This is a genomic window from [Bacillus] enclensis, from assembly GCF_001456935.1.
GTDB classification, from domain to species: Bacteria; Bacillota; Bacilli; order Bacillales; family Bacillaceae_B; genus Rossellomorea; species Rossellomorea enclensis.
Map to the genome: position 1 here is coordinate 234,999 of NZ_KQ758485.1, position 16,509 is coordinate 251,507.

The window sequence follows — 16,509 nt, forward strand, 5'->3', positions numbered from 1 at the left end:
TCCTCCTCTGAGCTTCGTTACCCTCAAGCCTTAAACACCAAATTAACCGAAACCCCCAATATCCTAGCCGCCTGCCGCTGGGACACCCCTTCAATCCGCTTCACCTTCCTCAACACCGCATTCCGATCCTCTCTCGGAAGACTCTTCAATTGAGGAATTTCAATATTCCCGAGGCACTTCCTTATTTCAATCCTGGCTTCATCATCGGATAACCTTCGCCCAAAGCCCCCGTAGTCCTCCAAACACTGGTCCTGATTGGTCCATTCATTAAAATTCCTGAACCTTGCCTGTGCAATGGAGATATCATGAGAGAACATACGCAAGAGATAATGGGGATCTAGAAGATCCAGGGAATAAACAGATTGACCGTAGTATCCTCTGCAGCTGCTCCACTGCCAGTGGTGGGGCTTTTCCACGATGCCTGCTTTCACGGGGTTTTGGTGAATGTACCTGGTGACGGTGAGGAGGTAGCCCACGGTTTCCACATTCTCGCTTTTGAACCGGTCCTGAAAGAGATGTCCGGTTGTTTTGTACTTCCAGTTATAGTAGTTGGCATAGCTGACACCGATCCGTTTCATCACAATTGAAATGCTTTCGCTTCCTTCTTTGACGAGAAGGTGGACATGATTCCCCATCAGGCACCAGGCATAGAATGCCATTCCGGATTTTGTCTTATATTTCTGAAGGATATCAAGGAACTTAAGGCGGTCTTCCTCATCATGGAAGATTTCCTGCCTGTTCGCTCCCCTGACAATGACGTGGTACACTCCACTGCTACTCTTCCTCCTGGCATGCCTGGCCATCCGCTTCACCTACTCATAAAATCTTAGTTATACATCATCCCGCTATCTTCCCCCGTCAGCGATACAGTGGAAGTCCGGGACAACTTACGAAATGTAAGAGCTTCGGTAATGGCCCCGTCGGTTATAGTCTCCTCCCCCACCAAGTCGGAGATGGTGCGTGCCAGCCTGATGATTTTGATCTGCACGCGGTTACTCAACCCGTAATGAATTGAGAGTTGCTGAAGGTCCTTCTGCTGCTCTGGAGTCAGGGGACTCTTTTTGATCAGTTCCTCGAAAGGGACGCTGCCGTTGCATATTTCCCTTCCGTAACGGTAATGTTGTCTTTCCCTCGCCTGGCGTACCCGTTTCATGATCTCTCTCGAAGACTCGATACCGGCAAAATCATGATTTTTCAGATTCACCGCCTTCAATGAAAGCAGAAGATCCATCCTGTCCAAAATCGGTCCCGACACGCGGCTTTTATACGCTTTTATCTGTTTTTCCGAACAGGTACAATATTGGTCCTTGGATCCATAATAGCCACAGGGGCACGGGTTCATTGCAGCGATGAAGATGAACTTCGCGGGGTAGGTGACCGTTGAGTGGGCGCGGCTGATCGTGACAGTTTCGTTCTCAAGTGGCTGCCTCAACATGTCCAGCGTCTTCTTTGAAAATTCCCCGAGCTCATCAAGGAACAGGACACCGCGATGGGCAAGCGACACTTCGCCGGGTTTGGGGTTTGTTCCTCCGCCAATGATTGATACGGCTGAAGCAGAGTGATGAGGATGACGGTATGGAGGCAGCGTGATGGAGGTATAAGGGGCACCAGCCAACTGATAGAGGCTGATCTTTTCAAGCTGTGCTTCCTTCGACAATGGCGGCAGGATCGAACGGAACGTTTCGGCAAGCAGGCTCTTCCCGCAGCCTGGCGGACCGTCCATCAAAAGGAAGTGCTCACCGCTCGCTGCAATCTCCATTGCCCGCTTTGCAAATTCATGCCCGATGATTTGATTGAAATCTCTATCAATCGTCTGTTGTTCCTCTCTTCTCTCTTCAATCCGTGGGAACGGGAGCAGCTGCTGACCGGAAAGGACATCGAGCACATCCCGGATCGTTTCTATGTAAACCAATTCAAGCCCAGGGATGTCGATGGACGGGATGGAAGGATCAAATGGGAGGAATAACGTTCGCAGCTTCAGCTTCTTAGCAGCCAAAATAGCGGCAATCATCCCTTCAACCGGAAGTACCGTCCCGTCTAATGACAATGCCCCAATGAATCCGGCATTCTTCGGAACATCGTCCTTCAGGAAATCCGCGCTCTTCAGTACCCCGATCGCAATTGCCAGATCAAACAACGGACCGTTTTTCTTCTGCTCTGCAGGTGACAAATTGATGATCACTTTCATATCCACCAGCGAAAAACCAAGACTGCGCAAAGCTGCCGACACCCGCTCTTTCGATTCCTTCACTGATGCATCCGGTAGCCCGACCACCACGATTGATTCCATCCCCTCCACCACCTGGACCTCTACCTGAACGGCATAACCTTCCAGGCCTTTCAAACCAATACTTGTAACCTTTGCTGACATGAGTAGCATTCCTCCGATCTTTTTGTACGTTGGAGATTCGTAAACTATTTAGACATAAAACAATTAAGGAAGATTTATTAGTAGGATGGGGGCGTTTAGAGCGTAAATGTGAGAAGTAAGAGTTTTGAGGTGTTTCTTGATAGAGGGAATTATGGGTGAGATCAATTTGATTAAAGGGGTATTATCGAGTTAGTTGGGAGAGTATACCTAAATTTTACATATAATTTTTAATATTACAAAAATTTATTTTCGATATATTTTTTAATGGTTTAATATCGGTTTTGGTTACGCAAGGATTTTCCATATTTATGAAAAAGGAAGCAAGAGAACCGTCCCCTTGCTTCCAGATAAATTAAACATTATTAACTAAATATAACAACCTCTCTGATTTTTCTGTGCTATAATGACGGTAACATTAAGGGGAGGGTAAGTTGTGAGTAATCGTATACAGTCATTAGATTCACTAAGGGGCATAGCTGCTTTCGTTGTGATAATATTTCACGTTTTATTGTCGTTTTCCCTATTTTATAAAGCAGATAAGAACTTTGAATACGGTAATGTAATTGCAAAGATATTTAACGAAACACCTCTCCACATGATTTGGGGCGGAAATGAAGCAGTTTTGTTATTCTTTGTATTAAGTGGTTTTGTCTTGGCGATACCCTTTCAAATCGGGAAACAAGGAAGTTACAAAAACTTCATTATAAAAAGATTTGTTCGAATTTATATACCTTATATTGCAGTAATGACTCTATCAGTTGTTTTGATGGTGTCTTTATATGAATATAAAGATGCTACAGGATTGAGCGAAGCTTATGAGAACAGATGGAATCACGATGTAACGTGGAGGGCGATATTGGCATATATCTTTATGATTAACTATGATACTGCTAACGTTAATGGGGTAGTGTGGACTTTATACCATGAAATGAGAGTAAGTTTAATATTTCCATTGTTAATGGTTCCATTACTAAAATTAAAACCAATTAAAGCACTTATGGTTTTAAGTGCTGGAGTAATTTTCTCATTAATTATTACCATTTCGCCTTTCCTGTTGTTAGGAAGAAGTGATCTCACCTTAATCATTAGAGATTTCGGGTTTACTGCTTATTATTCCGTATTTTTCATCTTAGGAGCATTTATTTCAACGTATAGAAGGGTAATTGTTGAATGGACATCTGCACAATCTGAAAAATTTCGATTGTTAATGTTTGTTGTAAGTATATTCCTCATTAATGGTAAGTGGGTTGTGAATATTATCCCCATAAAAAGCACACTTTTGTTGTATAGTCCTCTATCTGGAATTGGTATTGGGATATTGTTTATTGTGGTGCTATCTTCTCCACTTGCTAATAGACTGTTGACTGTGAAACCACTTCTCTTCTTAGGGAAAATATCATACTCACTGTACTTAACACACGTATTGGTTATTATGCTTACGACAATAGCGTTTGAGCAGATTGGACATGTAATGTGGGCGTTTATCCTATCACCGATAGCATCTATACCAGTTGCTTATTTAGCTTTTAGAGCATTTGAGTTACCATCAATGCAATTAGCGAGTAGATATAGTCGAAAAGTTAAAGAAAGAAAAAATGCCCTAGAAATTAGTAAAGTTTTATAATTATTAATGAACAATCGGACGATGTGATGCAGCAGTGAATAAATAAAAAAAGAGCATTCAGAAAACAATTTGAATGCTCTTTTTTGTAACCGATTAGTTCAGGAGTGTCTATGCAAACTTCGATATGTTCGGACAGTGTTAACGGAAGGTCATGATCATCAATATCTTCCATCCAGTTGTCATTCTCTTGTGCATATTTAAATGTTTTTTCACAATAAGAAATACCTCTTCCCCCGTAGCGTGGATAATCTGGACAATTAACTCTGTCGCACCTTTTCTTCATGTTTTGCCATGCCCGATAAGGTCTAGTGCCTGTCATGCTATGAGTCCTGAACATGCAACCGCAACTTTTGTTATTCCCACTTCTTAAATCCTTAAAAGGGTAAACGGCATATTCACCGCAATCACATAGTGGAAGTCGTTTAAAGGCTTTCGGGAAGACATGAAAGATGAATATGATGATTCATTGACTAATCAATGTAGATCAAATAGACGACAAATACGATCTTGACTATGAATTGCTGAACACAAGGATGAAAACAGGCTGGAATATAGAACGAGCTGTCTCAGCTCCAAAAGATGAGTATTGCGGACATAATGATCCACCAGTGCGGAGATTTGAGCCACTGTTTGCGGTCAACTGAGCCAATGTGGTTAGTTTATACTTTTTCGCATATTTCCCATAGTTCTCACAAAAAGTACGATAGGCATAGGGGGATCTTTCCACCTTCACGCGCCTCTGTAGAATACTCGTGATGCAATAGGGACAAGGTTACATTCTTCTTTTGTAGTTCCTTATGCACTCTTTCCCAATCAATTGGGAAGTACCCTTTCTCAACAGCCTGTTTCTCTGGGAAGAGAAATGTTTCTAGCCACGGATTGGTCATTGTGTCGTTCAAGCTTTCCACACCAAGTTTTTTGGCACGTTGAACGACATCTGAAGCTGTACTCCTAGAGTGCCCAGTGCTAGAACTAATCGTTCTTTGACTGACTTCTTCAAAGTGAAGTTCCAGAATCCTTCGGTAATTAACCATAAAAAAGCCTCCTGTATAATAATGTCATGCTATCTGGCATGCAAGGTTATTATACAGGAGGCTTTTCTTTATTCTATTTATAGTGGCCCTGCATTCCGCAAAGGGTGGCTCCTTTCTCCGCAATGACTGGCTCAAAACTCCGCATAAGTGGCTCATTTTCACTGCAATAATCAAAAGAGGAGTATGAGAAGATAACCTTTAACGGTGAGACCAAAACAACTACAGAATGGGCTAAAAAGAGCATGACATATCACCAGTTAAAGAAAAGGCTCATGCGTGGCTGGACTACAGAAAGAGCCTTAACCCAACCTCTTAGAAAATCTCCGAAAAGAAGCTGAAGCGAATATCCGAAGAACGAAAGAAAGAACAGCACAGAGAAGGGCTCATAGACGATGGTGCACCCTGGCTTAAAATGCTGGGAGACCGCAGCCGGACCTCACATCCATACGATGAAGCCGCAGCATTAGAGATCTATAATAATATAAGAGATGCTTACATCACATTATTAAATCATGCCTATGAAAGTTTAAGGGGGAATATCCCTGGGAATAAAGAGGAAAAAGGAAGCAAGAGAACCGTCCCCTTGCTTCCTGGTCTTACTCACTGCCATAACAGTAAATTTAAAAAGAATTGCGGCATTGATATCCTAAAAATACGGAGGATGTCAGCCACTATATCCCCCGTTTTACAATAAAAACAGTCAAATCAAACTGCGATATACAAAAATATACCAAATGAAATTGAATATATTTTTTTATAAGCCTACTTTTTCACTGATCTCGAACCATCCCCTTGCTTCCCTTATTTTTCTTAGTTGTTATAACAAATGCAAAGAATAAAATTAATAAATGGAAAATCTTATACCTATGGCGAAGTGCTGTACCTGCATTCGATACTCCTATCCCGAAAATAAAAATTACTGATAATAACATTATAAAAGTACCCATAATAAGAGGATCTCTACGCAGTAATTTTTTGAAATTCAATATAGGATATAAAAATAACATTAAATATATCAAGCTATCCTGAACAAATGAGAGAACATCAAAAATATTCCTCCAGTTCCATGGAAATGGAGATCCGATAAAGTAAAACATTTTAATAGGTGCATATAAAATTAATTGAAAAGGGTTGTTTATTGTTATTTCATTTAAGTACGCTGCTCCTCCTCGATTACTACCTTCGGCAATACCATAAATATCACTAGAATCAGTCAGTCGGTTTGAAAACTTATTCATAAATGGAATACTGTCTAATGGGATAACACTTAACGATAATACAAAAAACAATAATATAATAAAAAGGAATATAGATTTAGGAGTAAAGGCTAACTCGAGACTTTGTCTTCTAATAAAAAGAAACACAAAAAAATAACCGATAATAATACCAATAACACCAGAGTGAAAACTAGCTCCAATTAATAATATTATTAAAGAGAGGAAGAAATATCTATTAAGAGCTACTTTATACCATTTAAAGAAATAGTAAAAAGAAGTTACTACCAGGAATGTAATAATAGCTTCACGAAGCAATATACTAGAAAAAATAAGAGCTTGTGGAAAAAAGGTAATAAGGATGAGACACACTGTTTTCACTTTGTCACTTACATTGAATTCTTTTAAAATTTTATAAACAATCATAATTGTTGACAAACTTACGAGAACATTAAAATATTGCGCAACAATACGTTGATCCCCTACTATAAAAAATAGAACACCTAAAAATTTTGAATATATCCCACCGTATATAGATTCTTGCAACAAACTTATATTTTGAGATATCGCTATTCCATGATGATAAAATCCTTCTGTATCATTACCACTATGAGGTAATGTTATTACTCCCTTTGCAAATATATCAATAAACATTAACGACATTCTACTAAATAAGCCTAATAATAGAATAAGTCTAATTTTCCCTCTAAATAAGCCTAAAGTGAAAATTAAAAAAGGGAGATTTAAAATGACTAAAATTAATCCAACAATATTGGACTGACTAAATACATCTTTAAATATAAAAACAATAAGTAATTCTATAATAAAAAATAACCATACGAGTAACAAAAGGTCACCTTCTTTTTTACATAATTTCACGATTAGAACTACTTTATCTTTTTTAATTCCACATTTAATTTAGGTTTATAAAAGAAACCTACAATTGTATTTACAAATATAATTTTAATATATAGATTACTTTTAATATTTTTTGTAATTAAGGAATAACTTATCCCCAGTAATTGAATGACGAAAATCCCCATTAAAGAAATTAGTAAATTATAGTTTAATGATATACAAACAATTAAGAAAACTAATGTAGCAATATCCAAAATAAAAGGTACTAAAAATTTATTTAAGGCATTGTGTGTTAATAATTGTAAGAACGAATTATTATCAATTGCAGATCTAAAGGTTTGACCTATACCCAAAGTTCTCTTAGAGAAAACCCTTTTGTATATACTTTGTTTTGAAGGTTTGATTATTTTATGGGTGATCATTTTAATTGGAGCTTCCAATATATAGTAACCATTTTTCTTTAGCCTCAAATAAAGTTCTGGTTCCTCTGATGATATTAAATGAGAATAGTAATTGCCAACTTCCTTTAACACAGATGCTTTGATTAGTAGTGCTCCACCAAAATGCTCTGCTGTTCTAACTTTATGAGTTTTATAGATATTATCTTGAATTTGTATTTTTCCATTTGGTAAAGAAATTACATCTCTTCTTAAACCAATTAATCCTACCTTGTCCTCTGAATTATTTTCAAGTATTTCCATACCCTCGGACAAAAAATCATTTTCCAAAATCATATCTCCATCTAAGAATAATATATATTCTCCTACAGCTTGCTCGGAACCAACTTTTCGTCCAAGGGCAGCTGAAAATAAATTCGAGTGAGTTATTTCTATGATTTTCAGGGGGTATTTTTCTCCGTATTTTAAAGCTTTAACTATAGTATTGTCTTCAGAATTAGAATCAACTAAAATTATTTCGTAATTCACATTAGATAGACTCTCAAAACTATTAATAACGGACTCAATACAACTTTCTATATTTGCTTCCTCGTTCTTTGATATTATTACTATTGATATTTTTTCATTCAAAGCCATTTTACTAATCCTCTTTTTTGGCCCAAGGGGCTAATGTAAATATTTTGGTTGCTTCATTCGAATATTCTTCACATGTTAACGTTGGTTTACTTTTTGTTTTAATTAAATTCATAACAACAGATTTTATATTAGGGTTTACTTCTCTAATTCTATTATTCTCAGGTTGCCCTATATCATTTAAAAAGTTTGTACATTTTTCATGGTACTCTACTAAGCAAAAGGGAATATTTGCCATATACGCAGCTATTCCACCATGGAGTCTAATACTAAAAAAAGCTGTGCAATTATTTACTTCTTGCCAAATATAGAGGGGACCTTTTTCGTTACTTATTATCTCAACTTGAACATTTGTATGTGAAATAGATTGTATAAAATCATTAGAAATTTCTTGATCTCCAATTTCTGAGTTATTATTCATAATAAATACTTTTAGTAGTAGTTGATCACCGAGTTCTTCACATACTGATTTTATTCCTTCTATAACTTGTTCATTTCTTTTTTCTTCTTTTGATATATCTCCTCCAACATATCGTTCATAGTTACATAAAGATACTCCTAATACTATTTTTTCATCGTTAGAGTTATATTGTTTTTGTATTGGAAAAAGTATAGGTAATAAACCTGCTATATCCCTTCCCAAATTATACTCTATAGGAACATCCATTTTTTTTAGTATGTTGAAAGATTCTTGATCTCTAACAGAAATATATTTAAGTTTTAGAATAAATTCTTTTGCTTTAAGATAGTCAGTATAATTGTTGAAGGGACCAACCGAAACTCCAATAGCCCCTAGTTCTGATAAATTTTTTTTTGATAATTTTTTTTGAAAGTTTCTCATCGTATTCGAAGTTCCTGAACCAATCGTAGAACCACCTGCTAAAACAATTACATCATTTTTTATAAAGGACTTCGTCATAACTAATGCTCTAAGAATTTTTCCTACCTTATTAGATTTAGTATAAATATTATTAAATTTGTTTAGTTCATAATTGCTTTTAAACCCAGTAATTGGAGTACCAACAATCGATGTTTTTTTTATATTCCAATATTTATTTGCGGCTTCTACAGAAAGCACACCAAACAAGTCATCTCCAAAGTTCCCCATACCATAGTAACCCGTAAATCCGATGTTTAGTTTATTTACCAATTGTACATCCTCCATAAAATCAATTTTTTTTAATTACATATTTATCTAATTGAATATAAATAATAAAAAGTAAAATTATATACATGATAGTCATTGATAGGCTATAAACCATAAAAAAGATTTCATTTGGTAATTCATACACATTAGAAACGAAAAAAATAACCATTATTACAACTAACCTAATTATGTCCCAATAAAATCTAAATTCATGTTTTTGTATTATATTTAATATCTCAGATATGGGAGAAACAATTAACATCATTAGTAACATAGGAGATAAATATCTTACTACATAACCAGATTTAATCCATTCTTCCCCAAATAAGATTGAAAATAAGCTTGGAGAAAAAATTGCCAATATAGAAAAGGGAATAACTCCTAATATAATTTGAATTTTAATTATCTTAAATGTTTTGTCCTTTATACTGATTATTTCACTTTTGTTATTTATTTGATTTACTATATCTCCTATATAAACACTAGAAATAGATTTTCCAATTATTTGTATGGGGGATCTAATCATTCTATAACTTAGCGCATAGAGTCCAGCTATTATAGGGTCATAGACAATTGTCAAAAGAATAGGGATAATATTAGTACCAACACTATTAATTAGAGAAGAGGGGGCATTAACTAAAGGATATTTCCGATATTCTTTTGCAACAGCCAGAATATTCATAAAATCTTTTTTAATAAAAACAGATAGAATCTTAGATTTATATTTATTAAAAATACTAATACATACAACTATCCTTCCTAAAAAATCTCCCAGTATTAGCGATACTGAAGAAGGATAAATATATCCCAACCCCAACTGAGAAAGTCCTTGTGAAGCTACTAAATTTATTTTTGTTCCACTTATAAATTTATAGTCTCCTTTTTTTATAGAATAGAACGTAAATATTTGATATATACCTGAAATGAAAACTGTTAATGGGAGAAACCACAACAATCCTTTATAAGATAGAATAAAAAAGCCAAATTGATTTAAAATAGATAATAAAGGTATTGAACAAACACTGACAATGATAACTACTAAAATAGATAAAAAAATTAAACTATCAGTTTTGTTATCTTCCTTTTCAGAAGGAATCAATATAGCCATATCGTACTTTAAACTACTAACTTCAGAAAGAATTAAAATAAATGATAAAAAAATAGCTAATTCCCCAAAGGATTCAGGAGAATATACTCTGGTAAGTATAGGTGATATGATTAACATGATAAGTTGAGCCATTATAGTACTACTGGATAATAGTAGTACTTTTCTCAAAAAGTTAGATTTGATTTTTTTATATAACACAAAAATTCCCCTTATACCATATAAAACATAAATTAAGTTTAATACTTAAATATTTTCTTTGTACCACGTTATAGCTTCAGTTATCCCTCGTTGAAAACTCCATTGAGGATCATAATTCAAAATGTCCTTTGCTTTTTGAATACTTGCATTACTATGCTTAATATCACCTGCCCTTTCCGGTCCAAATATTGGGTTGGTTTTTTTATCTAATGCTTTACATAATTCATAATAAATATCAATTAAGTACTCCCTTCCCCCATATGCAATGTTAAATGATATTCCAGCACCTTCACTTGGCGCCTTGCATGCCTTTAAATTAGCTTCGATAATATTCTCAATATAAGTAAAATCCCTACTCTGCTTCCCATCACCATTAATGGTAGGCTGTTCATCATTTAATAATTGTTTAATAAACTTTGGAATTACAGCAGCATAAGCCCCATCAGGATTCTGTCTTCTACCAAATACATTAAAATAACGTAATCCATAAGTATCAAGGCCATATAATTTGGTATAAAGCTTTCCGTATTCTTCATCTACCTTTTTCGTAAGAGCATAAGGCGACAGGACATTTCCTTCTCTTCCTTCCTGCTTGGGAAGATTTGGCTCGTCCCCATAAACTGAAGAACTAGAAGCATAGACAAACTTTTTTACATTATTTTGTCTGGCTGCTTCCATCATGTTCAAGGTTCCTCTAATATTTACCTCTTCGTAAAATAAAGGCATCTCAATACTTCTCGGAACACTCCCCCACGCGGCTTGGTGTAGAACATAATCAACATCCTTGCATGCGTCTTTGCATGTATCAATATCAAGAATAGTCCCTTCAATAAATTCATAATTTGAATTCTCTATGAATTCCTCTACATTTTCTTTCTTTCCAGTAGAAAAATCATCAAGACCCTTTACCTTATACCCTAAATTTAGAATTGCTTCAACAAGATTGGATCCAATAAATCCTGCTGATCCAGTTACCAGAAAGGTTGAACCTTCTGGAAAAGTAATATCTTTATAACCCATTTTTTAAAACCTCCAATAATTAAAGCCTATTTTCTCTGCTTCTTTTCGATCAAACATTCCCTTTATGTCCATGAGAACATTATTATTAGAATTATTGTATATATTGTTTTCTGATGTAGCAGCAACCTCTTCCATCGCTGCATTGTTTGCATATTCTGCAGTTCCAAAGAAGACTCTTAAATCTCTTAAGCTTATTGCTTTAAACTCTTCATGAGGTACAGCGAAGATAACCGCATCCATATCTTTGATTTCTTCAGTATTCGATAGGTTTAGCCTGTATTCATTCCACAAGTCTTCTTTATCCGCTACTGGATCCACAACTTTAACCTCTATGCCGTATTCTTCGAGCTCTTTTATCACATCGACTACCTTGGTATTTCTTACGTCCGGGCAATTTTCTTTAAATGTCACGCCAAAGATAGCTACTTTTGCCCCGTTGATTTGTTTATTGGCCTTTATCATTTTCTTTACAGTGCTTTCTGCGACATATTTACCCATGTCATCATTGATTTTTCTTCCTGAAAGTATGATTTGAGAATAGTAGCCCATTTGTTCTGCTTTGTATGTTAAGTAGTATGGATCTACTCCGATACAGTGACCACCAACTAGTCCAGGAGAGAACTTTAAGAAATTCCATTTCGTTCCCGCTGCTTCAAGAACTGCTTTTGTATCAATATCCATTTTGTTGAAGATGATGGAAAGTTCATTCATGAACGCAATATTGATGTCGCGTTGAGCATTTTCAATTACCTTGGCAGCTTCAGCAACCTTTATACTTTCTGCTTTATGGACCCCTGCGTCTACAACTAGCTCGTATACTTTGGCAACGATATCTAAGGTTTCAGCATCCATACCTGAAACTACCTTAATTATATTTTCTAGTCTATGCTCTTGATCACCTGGATTAATTCGCTCAGGGGAATACCCAACCTTAAAGTCCACACCACATACTAATCCAGATTCTTTTTCTAAGATTGGTACACAGATCTCTTCAGTAACACCTGGGTAAACAGTTGACTCAAATACCACAATTGAATCTTTAGTTAAGTTCCGTCCTAATGTGCGACTCGCAGATTCGACTGGTTTTAAATCCGGTGTGCGGTCTTCCTTTACAGGAGTTGGTACCGCCACAATATGAAACTTAGCTTCTCTAAGCCTTACCTCATCTGCTGTGAAATTTATTGTTGTGTTTTTAATTACATCATTACCCACCTCTTTGGTAGGATCTATTCCACTTTTGTACAATTCAATTTTTTCTTTATGAATGTCAAAGCCGATTACATCCACTTTCTTAGCAAAAGCTACTGCAATTGGCATACCTACATATCCTAGACCGATTAATGATATTTTGTCTTCTTTATTAACTAATCTCTCGTATAGAGTCATCGTTATTCTCCTTATTCACAATATTATTTATTTCTTTTAGATAAGCGTTAATTACTATTTTTCTATCAAATTCATTTTCAACCTTTTTCCGTCCAGCGTTACCCATTGCTTTTCTTTGTTCAGGGGAAAGGGTTAAGAACTTTTGAATTGCCGTAATTAAGCTTTCTACGTTTCTAACCTTAAAACCAAAACCAGTAACCCCATCTTCATACGTTTCTATACAACCAGATACATTGGAAGCCAACACTGGACGTCCTGTAGAGGCAGACTCAAGCAAGACATTAGCTAGGCCTTCATGATATGAGGGGAGAATTGTTGCATGAGATTTTTTTATAAAAGAGTGTACGTCAGCTTGCTGTCCGTGGTATTTTATGATATTTTGTCTTTCTAATTCATCTAGTTTCTCAACATAGTCTTCTTCACATCCGCCAATAAGTTCAAATTGAACATTTGGATATTCTCTTTTAACATGTTGAGCTGCTTCTAGTAATTCATTTATTCCCTTTGCTTTCATAATTCGACCAATGAAAAGAAATCTCACCGTATCCGATGAAGGATATTCCTCGTATCTATGTTTTTCTAAATTGACTCCGGAACCCGGGATTAATCTTGAGTTATTAATCGCGATTTTATGATTAATAAAAAATTTTTGGTTTGTTTTATTTTGAAAAAATACAGACTCTGATTTTTTTAATCCGAGTCTGTAAAGCATCAGTGTAACCTTCTGTATCAAACCCTGATTCTCAATAGAAGTACCCAGTCCTGTAATATTTGATATATATGGTGTTTTCGTCACCGAACAAGCCATACCACCATAAACATTTGGTTTTATTGTATAAGTAAGAACAATATCCGGTTTAATGCGTTTTATTATCTTTAAATAATTAAATAGCAATTTCAAATCAGTAAGTGGATTTGTTCCCCTTCTTTCTAGAGGAGTATTTACAAATTCGCAACCAATGTCTATTAACTTTGGCACATATTCATCGTTGGGTAGAGAAATAAAGACTTCATGATTCTGTTTAATCAATTCCTCTAATAACTCTTTCCTAAAGTTATAAAGACCCATTCCAAAATTCGCCAATACAAGTACTTTCATTTACTAAATTCTCCTAACTGGGATACCGACATATACACCAGGCTCGGTTATATCCTTAATAACAACAGCACCTGCACCAATTTTACAATCATCGGTGATTGTTACATTATTACTAATAGTACTCCCAATACCTATCCATGATCCTAATCCTACTTTAACTGTCCCTGCCAAATGAACTCCGGGAGAAATATGTGCAAAATCCCCAATAACATTATCATGATCAATGGTAGAACCAGTATTAACAATGCAGCCTTTACCAATCCTAGTACAACAATTTACAATAGAACCTGCCATAAGAGCAGTGCCTGCTTCAATTTCTACTTGCTCACCAATTACTGCAGTAGGATGAATTAATACCGGTATTTCCGCGCCTAATTTTTCCAGCTTTTCTTGAACTTTTTGTCTGGTTTCATTGTTACCTATTCCAACAAATACGTCGTATTCCTCTATGTACTTTGAAACTTCACTAGAAGTACCTATCACTTCTAAATCCATAGAAGAATGAATATTTTCATCATCATCCAAAAAAGCAACACTCTGCCACCTATTCATTTTTAAAGCTATGTCCGCAACCACTTTCCCCTGACCACTAGCACCAATAATTAATAGTTTCTCTTTCATAGTTCCATTCTTTCCTTTTCATTCCCCTTGAATGGCTCCATAGTAGCTGCAGTCTCCGAATTAATACCTTCCCTAACCAAAGCCTTTTTCAAAGTGAGAAGAATGATTTTCCAATCCCCTCTAAAACTCACATTATCAACATAATACACATCTAGATTAAACTTCTCTTCCCAGCTAATAGCATTCCGACCACTCACCTGAGCCAAACCTGACAACCCCGGTCGAACATCGTGTCGTCGTTTTTGATGCTCATTATAAAGGGGCAGATACTGTACCAATAAGGGCCTCGGACCAATAATCGACATATCCCCTTTTAGAATATTAAAAAGTTCCGGAAGTTCATCCAATGATGTAGAACGCAGAAACCTTCCAAACTTCGTTAATCTCGCACTGTCCGGAAGTAACTCTCCATTTTGATTCCTTTCATCCGTCATTGTTCGGAACTTATACATCATAAAGACCTCTTCATTAAGCCCTGGTCGTTTTTGTTTAAAGAATACTGGGCTGCCCAACTTCGTTTTAACAAGTAAAGCTACAATTGGAAGCACAGGTATAATAGTAAGAATAATAATAGCAAGTAATGAAATAGTGAAATCCATCGGTCTTTTTACAAACCTTTCATAGATACCGCCTTTAGTCTTCATTATCTCAACCACAATCCTTTTAAAGTATTAATAACCCTTTTTAAATCCTCATCCGTCATCTTCGTATCAGAAGGCAAACAAACACCATTCCTAAACAACTTCTCAGAAACATCTGTTCCGACAAAATTGTACTTCTCAAAGAAAGGCTGCATATGCATCGGCTTCCAAACAGGCCTTGATTCGATGTTCTCTTTTTCAAGAGCTTCCATTAAATCAAAAGGCCTGACAGTGCCACTTAATTTCATAGCACTCAGCCAATAGTTCGGCTTATCCCAATCATTTACGGGCATGAATTCTACACCATCAAGACCTTCAAGCTCTCTTTTATAGAACTCGAAAATATTTTTCTTCTTTTCTACTCTTTTCTCTAAGACCTTAAGCTGTCCCCTGCCAATCCCGGCGACAACATTACTCATCCTATAATTAAAGCCTAATTCACTATGCTGATAGTGCCTCGCTTGATCTCTTGACTGAGTAGCCCAGAATCTAACCTTGGAGACTTTTTCTTCATTATTAGAAACAAGCATTCCGCCGCCGGAAGTAGTAATGATTTTGTTTCCATTAAAAGAGAAGATACCGTAATCACCGAAGGTTCCTGTATGCTGTCCTTTGTAGTATCCGCCCAATGACTCTGCAGCATCTTCTATAACTGCTACATTATGTTTCCTGCATATTTCCATTATCTTATCCATATCTGCAGAAAGACCATAAAGATGAACAACGATCACTGCTTTAACGGCTGGATACTTTTCAAAAGCTTCTTCTAAAGCTTCCGGGCACATATTCCAAGTTTCTTCATTACTATCAATAAAAACAGGAACAGCATTTTGATAAATGATTGGATTTGCTGTTGCTGAGAAAGTCAATGTCGGACAGAATACGATATCTCCTTCACCTACACCTGCCGCTCTTAATGCTAGATGGATGGCCCCGGTCCCTGAAGATAATGCGGCAGCTGCTTTTGAACCGACTTTTGCGGCAAGTTCTTTTTCAAATTCATTAACATTTGTTCCAAGAGGAGCAATCCAGTTAGTATCAAACGCCTCTTTTACATATTGCATCTCATAGCCTTCATCACTCATATGCGGTGATGAAAGAAATATTCTGTCTCCCATGATTCAAATCTTCCTTCCAGTATGTAGATCAGTTGCTTA

The 16,509-nt window shown here is 36.1% G+C and carries 15 protein-coding genes; 2 read left to right on the forward strand and 13 right to left on the reverse strand.

Features of this window, described 5'->3' with window-relative positions; translation table 11 throughout:
* Nucleotides 1-23 precede the first annotated feature (23 nt).
* Together AS034_RS16230 and AS034_RS16235 are read right to left on the reverse strand one after the other, a co-directional pair.
* Nucleotides 24-767 carry a transposase gene (locus AS034_RS16230; RefSeq protein WP_244888180.1) on the reverse strand — a complete coding sequence of 248 codons (744 nt, stop codon included), beginning with the start codon at nucleotides 765-767 and terminating at the stop codon, nucleotides 24-26.
* A 59-nt stretch (nucleotides 768-826) separates the two neighbouring features.
* Nucleotides 827-2,371: a YifB family Mg chelatase-like AAA ATPase gene (locus AS034_RS16235; RefSeq protein WP_058299340.1), complete on the reverse strand. Its 1,545-nt coding sequence runs from the start codon at nucleotides 2,369-2,371 to the stop codon at nucleotides 827-829.
* 433 nt (nucleotides 2,372-2,804) lie between these two features.
* Between AS034_RS16235 and AS034_RS16240 the strand changes: the two genes are divergently transcribed.
* A complete protein-coding gene (locus AS034_RS16240; protein WP_058299341.1) occupies nucleotides 2,805-3,995 on the forward strand; it encodes an acyltransferase family protein in 1,191 nt (396 codons plus the stop codon).
* A gap of 689 nt (nucleotides 3,996-4,684) precedes the next feature.
* On the opposite strand, the gene AS034_RS16245 is transcribed toward AS034_RS16240, so the two are convergent.
* The gene (locus AS034_RS16245; RefSeq protein WP_074440044.1) at nucleotides 4,685-5,029 is read right to left on the reverse strand and encodes a hypothetical protein; all 345 of its coding nucleotides are present in this window, start codon (nucleotides 5,027-5,029) and stop codon (nucleotides 4,685-4,687) included.
* Between the two features lie 343 nt (nucleotides 5,030-5,372).
* On the opposite strand from AS034_RS16245, the gene AS034_RS23485 reads away from it, so the two are divergent.
* The gene (locus AS034_RS23485; protein ID WP_419184991.1) at nucleotides 5,373-5,723 is read left to right on the forward strand and encodes a nucleotidyltransferase substrate binding protein; all 351 of its coding nucleotides are present in this window, start codon (nucleotides 5,373-5,375) and stop codon (nucleotides 5,721-5,723) included.
* A gap of 76 nt (nucleotides 5,724-5,799) precedes the next feature.
* On the opposite strand, the gene AS034_RS16250 is transcribed toward AS034_RS23485, so the two are convergent.
* From AS034_RS16250 to AS034_RS16295, 10 genes are read right to left on the reverse strand one after another with little or no spacing between them, the layout of a single operon-like run.
* Nucleotides 5,800-7,092, reverse strand: coding sequence for a hypothetical protein (locus AS034_RS16250; RefSeq protein WP_058299342.1), 1,293 nt, complete (start codon nucleotides 7,090-7,092; stop codon nucleotides 5,800-5,802).
* 38 nt (nucleotides 7,093-7,130) lie between these two features.
* Nucleotides 7,131-8,135, reverse strand: a complete 1,005-nt coding sequence (locus AS034_RS16255) for a glycosyltransferase family 2 protein (protein ID WP_058299343.1) — start codon at nucleotides 8,133-8,135, stop codon at nucleotides 7,131-7,133.
* Nucleotides 8,136-8,139: 4 nt separating this feature from the next.
* Complete coding sequence (locus AS034_RS16260) at nucleotides 8,140-9,282, reverse strand: polysaccharide pyruvyl transferase family protein (protein ID WP_058299344.1); 1,143 nt, start codon at nucleotides 9,280-9,282, stop codon at nucleotides 8,140-8,142.
* Between the two features lie 19 nt (nucleotides 9,283-9,301).
* The gene (locus AS034_RS16265; protein WP_058299345.1) at nucleotides 9,302-10,585 is read right to left on the reverse strand and encodes a lipopolysaccharide biosynthesis protein; all 1,284 of its coding nucleotides are present in this window, start codon (nucleotides 10,583-10,585) and stop codon (nucleotides 9,302-9,304) included.
* Nucleotides 10,586-10,630: 45 nt separating this feature from the next.
* On the reverse strand, nucleotides 10,631-11,605 hold the full coding sequence (locus AS034_RS16270) for an SDR family oxidoreductase (RefSeq protein ID WP_058299346.1): 975 nt from the start codon (nucleotides 11,603-11,605) through the stop codon (nucleotides 10,631-10,633).
* 3 nt (nucleotides 11,606-11,608) lie between these two features.
* Nucleotides 11,609-12,991, reverse strand: coding sequence for a nucleotide sugar dehydrogenase (locus AS034_RS16275; protein WP_058299347.1), 1,383 nt, complete (start codon nucleotides 12,989-12,991; stop codon nucleotides 11,609-11,611).
* Nucleotides 12,966-14,090, reverse strand: a complete 1,125-nt coding sequence (locus AS034_RS16280; RefSeq protein WP_058299348.1) for a glycosyltransferase family 4 protein — start codon at nucleotides 14,088-14,090, stop codon at nucleotides 12,966-12,968. Before AS034_RS16280 ends, AS034_RS16275 begins: the two co-directional genes overlap by 26 nt.
* 3 nt (nucleotides 14,091-14,093) lie before the next feature.
* Nucleotides 14,094-14,711, reverse strand: a complete 618-nt coding sequence (locus tag AS034_RS16285; protein ID WP_058299349.1) for an acetyltransferase — start codon at nucleotides 14,709-14,711, stop codon at nucleotides 14,094-14,096.
* Nucleotides 14,708-15,355 (reverse strand): sugar transferase, encoded by a 648-nt coding sequence (locus AS034_RS16290; RefSeq protein WP_058299350.1) that lies wholly within the window; start codon nucleotides 15,353-15,355, stop codon nucleotides 14,708-14,710. The genes AS034_RS16285 and AS034_RS16290 overlap by 4 nt, the downstream gene beginning before the upstream one ends.
* Nucleotides 15,355-16,470 carry a DegT/DnrJ/EryC1/StrS family aminotransferase gene (locus AS034_RS16295; RefSeq protein ID WP_058299351.1) on the reverse strand — a complete coding sequence of 372 codons (1,116 nt, stop codon included), beginning with the start codon at nucleotides 16,468-16,470 and terminating at the stop codon, nucleotides 15,355-15,357. The genes AS034_RS16290 and AS034_RS16295 overlap by 1 nt, the downstream gene beginning before the upstream one ends.
* Between the last annotated feature and the right edge of the window lie 39 nt (nucleotides 16,471-16,509).

Coding starts and splice junctions, on each gene's coding strand:
- AS034_RS16235 (WP_058299340.1), bottom strand. CDS start 2,371: ATGTCAGCAAAGGTTACAAGTATTGGTTTGAAAGGCCTGGAAGGTTAT.
- AS034_RS16245 (WP_074440044.1), bottom strand. CDS start 5,029: ATGGTTAATTACCGAAGGATTCTGGAACTTCACTTTGAAGAAGTCAGT.
- AS034_RS16255 (WP_058299343.1), bottom strand. CDS start 8,135: ATGGCTTTGAATGAAAAAATATCAATAGTAATAATATCAAAGAACGAG.
- AS034_RS16270 (WP_058299346.1), bottom strand. CDS start 11,605: ATGGGTTATAAAGATATTACTTTTCCAGAAGGTTCAACCTTTCTGGTA.
- AS034_RS16275 (WP_058299347.1), bottom strand. CDS start 12,991: ATGACTCTATACGAGAGATTAGTTAATAAAGAAGACAAAATATCATTA.
- AS034_RS16280 (WP_058299348.1), bottom strand. CDS start 14,090: ATGAAAGTACTTGTATTGGCGAATTTTGGAATGGGTCTTTATAACTTT.
- AS034_RS16285 (WP_058299349.1), bottom strand. CDS start 14,711: ATGAAAGAGAAACTATTAATTATTGGTGCTAGTGGTCAGGGGAAAGTG.
- AS034_RS16290 (WP_058299350.1), bottom strand. CDS start 15,355: ATGAAGACTAAAGGCGGTATCTATGAAAGGTTTGTAAAAAGACCGATG.
- AS034_RS16295 (WP_058299351.1), bottom strand. CDS start 16,470: ATGGGAGACAGAATATTTCTTTCATCACCGCATATGAGTGATGAAGGC.